This is a genomic window from Micromonospora orduensis (assembly GCF_006228125.1).
Lineage (GTDB): Bacteria > Actinomycetota > Actinomycetes > Mycobacteriales > Micromonosporaceae > Micromonospora > Micromonospora orduensis.
Window position 1 is genome coordinate 1 of the sequence record NZ_VDFY01000051.1, and the last position, 5,396, is coordinate 5,396.

Below are 5,396 nucleotides of genomic sequence, written 5' to 3' on the forward strand. Positions count from 1 at the left end.
GGGTTCCACTGAGTGTGGTGCTTCTGATCGGTGTGTGGTTGTTCTTTGAGAACTCAACAGGGTGCTTGTAAAGCCAGTGCCAATTATGATTTATACCCCGGACTGGTCAGGCCTTTGGTTTGGCTGGTTGGGATTCCTTTGGCAACATTTGTTTGTTGCCGGGACAACTGTTCAACACAGTTTTTGTTGGAGAGTTTGATCCTGGCTCAGGACGAACGCTGGCGGCGTGCTTAACACATGCAAGTCGAGCGGAAAGGCCCTTCGGGGTACTCGAGCGGCGAACGGGTGAGTAACACGTGAGCAACCTGCCCCAAGCTTTGGGATAACCCCGGGAAACCGGGGCTAATACCGAATATTACCGCTGGCCGCATGGCTGGTGGTGGAAAGTTTTTCGGCTTGGGATGGGCTCGCGGCCTATCAGCTTGTTGGTGGGGTGATGGCCTACCAAGGCGACGACGGGTAGCCGGCCTGAGAGGGCGACCGGCCACACTGGGACTGAGACACGGCCCAGACTCCTACGGGAGGCAGCAGTGGGGAATATTGCACAATGGGCGGAAGCCTGATGCAGCGACGCCGCGTGAGGGATGACGGCCTTCGGGTTGTAAACCTCTTTCAGCAGGGACGAAGCGGAAGTGACGGTACCTGCAGAAGAAGCGCCGGCCAACTACGTGCCAGCAGCCGCGGTAAGACGTAGGGCGCGAGCGTTGTCCGGATTTATTGGGCGTAAAGAGCTCGTAGGCGGCTTGTCGCGTCGACCGTGAAAACTTGGGGCTCAACCCCAAGCCTGCGGTCGATACGGGCAGGCTAGAGTTCGGTAGGGGAGACTGGAATTCCTGGTGTAGCGGTGAAATGCGCAGATATCAGGAGGAACACCGGTGGCGAAGGCGGGTCTCTGGGCCGATACTGACGCTGAGGAGCGAAAGCGTGGGGAGCGAACAGGATTAGATACCCTGGTAGTCCACGCTGTAAACGTTGGGCGCTAGGTGTGGGGGGCCTCTCCGGTTCCCTGTGCCGCAGCTAACGCATTAAGCGCCCCGCCTGGGGAGTACGGCCGCAAGGCTAAAACTCAAAGGAATTGACGGGGGCCCGCACAAGCGGCGGAGCATGCGGATTAATTCGATGCAACGCGAAGAACCTTACCTGGGTTTGACATGGCCGCAAAACCTCCAGAGATGGGGGGTCCTTCGGGGGCGGTCACAGGTGGTGCATGGCTGTCGTCAGCTCGTGTCGTGAGATGTTGGGTTAAGTCCCGCAACGAGCGCAACCCTCGTTCGATGTTGCCAGCGCGTTATGGCGGGGACTCATCGAAGACTGCCGGGGTCAACTCGGAGGAAGGTGGGGATGACGTCAAGTCATCATGCCCCTTATGTCCAGGGCTTCACGCATGCTACAATGGCCGGTACAATGGGCTGCGATACCGTGAGGTGGAGCGAATCCCAAAAAGCCGGTCTCAGTTCGGATCGGGGTCTGCAACTCGACCCCGTGAAGTCGGAGTCGCTAGTAATCGCAGATCAGCAACGCTGCGGTGAATACGTTCCCGGGCCTTGTACACACCGCCCGTCACGTCACGAAAGTCGGCAACACCCGAAGCCGGTGGCCCAACCCTTGTGGAGGGAGCCGTCGAAGGTGGGGCTGGCGATTGGGACGAAGTCGTAACAAGGTAGCCGTACCGGAAGGTGCGGCTGGATCACCTCCTTTCTAAGGAGCACCTTCCGACGAAAGTCGGTAAGGAGCCCGCACCGCCCGAATGTGGTGGTGGGGTGCTCGAATGGCGGAGACACTGGCAAGTTTTGCCCTGGCAACGGCCGGGATCACCTAGTACAGCCACTCTTCGGGGTGGTGGGAACGGTTGCTTCTGGTGCGGCTGGGGGAGAATGTGAGCACCCTGTTGGGTCCTGAAGGAACAACCATCGGTTGTTGTTTCAGAGACTGGTCTGGGCCCTTGTGAGGGTCTGGGAGTCTGCCAGGCATGGCCTGGCCCCATATACCGCCAACTGTTGTTGGGTTTGGTGTGGGGCGGATCGGGTTGTGGGTTGGTCGTTTGTTGAGAATTGCACAGTGGACGCGAGCATCTTTGTGGTCAAGTTGTCAAGGGCGAACGGTGAATGCCTTGGCACCAGGAGCCGATGAAGGACGTGGGAGGCCGCGATAGGCCTGGGGGAGCTGTCAACCAAGCTGTGATCCCAGGGTGTCCGAATGGGGAAACCTGGCACCAGTCATGTGGTGTCACCCGCACCTGAACACATAGGGTGTGTGGGGGGAACGCGGGGAAGTGAAACATCTCAGTACCCGTAGGAAGAGAAAACAATTTAGTGATTCCGTGAGTAGTGGCGAGCGAAAGCGGATTGAGGCTAAACCGGCTGCGTGTGATACCTGTCAGGGGTTGCGTGGTTGGGGTTGTGGGACCCTGCTGAACAAGCTGACACTTGTTCGAGAAGTTACAAAGTCAGTGGCTAGTCGAACAGTCTGGAATGGCTGACCGTAGACGGTGAGAGTCCGGTAGGTGAAAGTTGCTGACCTTCTGTGGGTGTTCCCGAGTAGCGGCGGACCCCTGAAATCTGCCGTGAATCTGCCAGGACCACCTGGTAAGCCTAAATACTTCCTGGTGACCGATAGCGGACGAGTACCGTGAGGGAATGGTGAAAAGTACCCCGGGAGGGGAGTGAAATAGTACCTGAAACCGTTCGCCTACAATCCGTCGGAGCCTTGCGGGGTGACGGCGTGCCTTTTGAAGAATGAGCCTGCGAGTTAGTGGCATGTGGCGAGGTTAACCCGTGTGGGGGAGCCGTAGCGAAAGCGAGTCTGAATAGGGCGATTCAGTCGCGTGTCCTAGACCCGAAGCGGAGTGATCTAGCCATGGGCAGGCTGAAGCGCGGGTAAGACCGCGTGGAGGGCCGAACCCACCAATGTTGAAAAATTGGGGGATGACCTGTGGTTAGGGGTGAAAGGCCAATCAAACTCCGTGATAGCTGGTTCTCCCCGAAATGCATTTAGGTGCAGCGTCGCGTGTTTCTTGCCGGAGGTAGAGCACTGGATGGTCTAGGGGGCCCACAAGCTTACCGAAATCAGCCAAACTCCGAATGCCGGTAAGTGAGAGCGCGGCAGTGAGACTGCGGGGGATAAGCTTCGTAGTCGAGAGGGAAACAGCCCAGATCACCAGCTAAGGCCCCTAAGCGTGTGCTAAGTGGAAAAGGATGTGGGGTCGCATAGACAACCAGGAGGTTGGCTTAGAAGCAGCCACCCTTTAAAGAGTGCGTAATAGCTCACTGGTCAAGTGGTTCCGCGCCGACAATGTAGCGGGGCTCAAGCACACCGCCGAAGCTGTGGCATTCACATTTTAACCACGCGTGCCCTTGATGGTGCGTGCAGGTGTGTGGATGGGTAGGGGAGCGTCGTGCCGCGAGTGAAGCAGCGGGGTGACCCAGTTGTGGACGCGGCACGAGTGAGAATGCAGGCATGAGTAGCGAAAGAAGGGTGAGAAACCCTTCCGCCGGATGACCAAGGGTTCCAGGGCCAGGCTAATCCGCCCTGGGTGAGTCGGGACCTAAGGCGAGGCCGAGAGGCGTAGTCGATGGACAACGGGTTGATATTCCCGTACCCGCGAAAGAGCGTCCCTGATGAACCTCGTTGTGCTAACCACCCGATCTTGGTGAGGTCTTCGGACTGATCTGAGTGAGCGTGGGAACCTGGCGGGTAGTAGTCAAGCGATGGGGTGACGCAGGAAGGTAGCTGAGCCCGGCCGGTGGTTGTGCCGGGGTAAGCGTGTAGGCCGTGGTGTAGGCAAATCCGCACCACATGAAGGCTGAGACGTGATGCCGAGCCGATTCAGGTGAAGTCAGTGATCCTATGCTGCCGAGAAAAGCCTCTAGCGAGTTCTTAGCGGCCCGTACCCCAAACCGACACAGGTGGTCAGGTAGAGAATACCGAGGCGATCGGGCGAACTGTGGTTAAGGAACTCGGCAAATTGCCCCCGTAACTTAGGGAGAAGGGGGGCCGGAGACGTGAAGCCCCGCGCGGGTGGAGCGTTGTATGGCCGCAGAGAGCAGGGGGAAGCGACTGTTTACTAAAAACACAGGTCCATGCGAAGAAGTAATTCGATGTATATGGACTGACGCCTGCCCGGTGCTGGAACGTTAAGGGGACCTGTTAGCTCTTCGGGGCGAAGCGGAGAACTTAAGCGCCAGTAAACGGCGGTGGTAACTATAACCATCCTAAGGTAGCGAAATTCCTTGTCGGGTAAGTTCCGACCTGCACGAATGGCGTAACGACTTCCCCACTGTCTCAACCACAGGCCCGGCGAAATTGCAGTACGAGTAAAGATGCTCGTTACGCGCGGCAGGACGGAAAGACCCCGGGACCTTTACTATAGCTTGACATTGGTACTCGAATTAGCTTGTGTAGGATAGGTGGGAGCCGGTGAAGCTTGTACGCCAGTACAGGTGGAGGCAATCTTGAAATACCACTCTGGTTGATTTGGGTATCTAACTTCGGACCGTTATCCGGTTCAGGGACAGTGTCTGGTGGGTAGTTTAACTGGGGCGGTTGCCTCCTAAAAGGTAACGGAGGCGCCCAAAGGTTCCCTCAGCCTGGTTGGCAATCAGGTGTTGAGTGCAAGTACACAAGGGAGCTTGACTGTGAGACTGACAGGTCGAGCAGGGACGAAAGTCGGGACTAGTGATCCGGCACTTGCGAGTGGAAGCGGTGTCGCTCAACGGATAAAAGGTACCCCGGGGATAACAGGCTGATCTTCCCCAAGAGTCCATATCGACGGGATGGTTTGGCACCTCGATGTCGGCTCGTCGCATCCTGGGGCTGTAGCAGGTCCCAAGGGTTGGGCTGTTCGCCCATTAAAGCGGTACGCGAGCTGGGTTTAGAACGTCGTGAGACAGTTCGGTCCCTATCCGCCGTGCGCGTAGGATACTTGAGAAGGGCTGTCCCTAGTACGAGAGGACCGGGACGGACGAACCTCTGGTGTGCCAGTTGTCCCGCCAGGGGCACGGCTGGTTAGCTACGTTCGGAAGGGATAACCGCTGAAAGCATCTAAGCGGGAAGCCTGCTTCAAGATGAGGTATCCCACCCACCTTGGTGGGGTAAGGCCCCCAGCTAGACGACTGGGTTGATAGGCCGGAAATGTAAGCCCGGTAACGGGTTCAGTTGACCGGTACTAATAGGCCGAGGACTTGACTACCAAGCTGCTACGCGTCCACTGTGCAACTCTGAACAAGCGAACACCCGTGATGTGTTGCCGGGGTTGTTTGATATGTTCATAGAGTTACGGCGGTCATGGCGGAGGGGAAACGCCCGGTTACATTCCGAACCCGGAAGCTAAGCCCTCCAGCGCCGATGGTACTGCACTCGTGAGGGTGTGGGAGAGTAGGACGCCGCCGGACAATCTT

The 5,396-nt window shown here is 57.6% G+C and carries 3 rRNA genes; all 3 read left to right on the forward strand.

Annotated elements, in window-relative coordinates:
- Positions 1–183: 183 nt before the first annotated feature.
- The 3 genes from FHG89_RS00620 (at position 184) to rrf (ending at position 5,390) form a co-directional block, all read left to right on the forward strand.
- Positions 184–1,698, forward strand: a 16S ribosomal RNA gene (locus FHG89_RS00620).
- 380 nt (positions 1,699–2,078) lie between these two features.
- Positions 2,079–5,188, forward strand: a 23S ribosomal RNA gene (locus tag FHG89_RS00625).
- 85 nt (positions 5,189–5,273) lie between these two features.
- A 5S ribosomal RNA gene (gene rrf, locus FHG89_RS00630) occupies positions 5,274–5,390 on the forward strand.
- Together the 16S, 23S and 5S rRNA genes form the textbook arrangement of a ribosomal RNA operon.
- Positions 5,391–5,396: the final 6 nt, after the last annotated feature.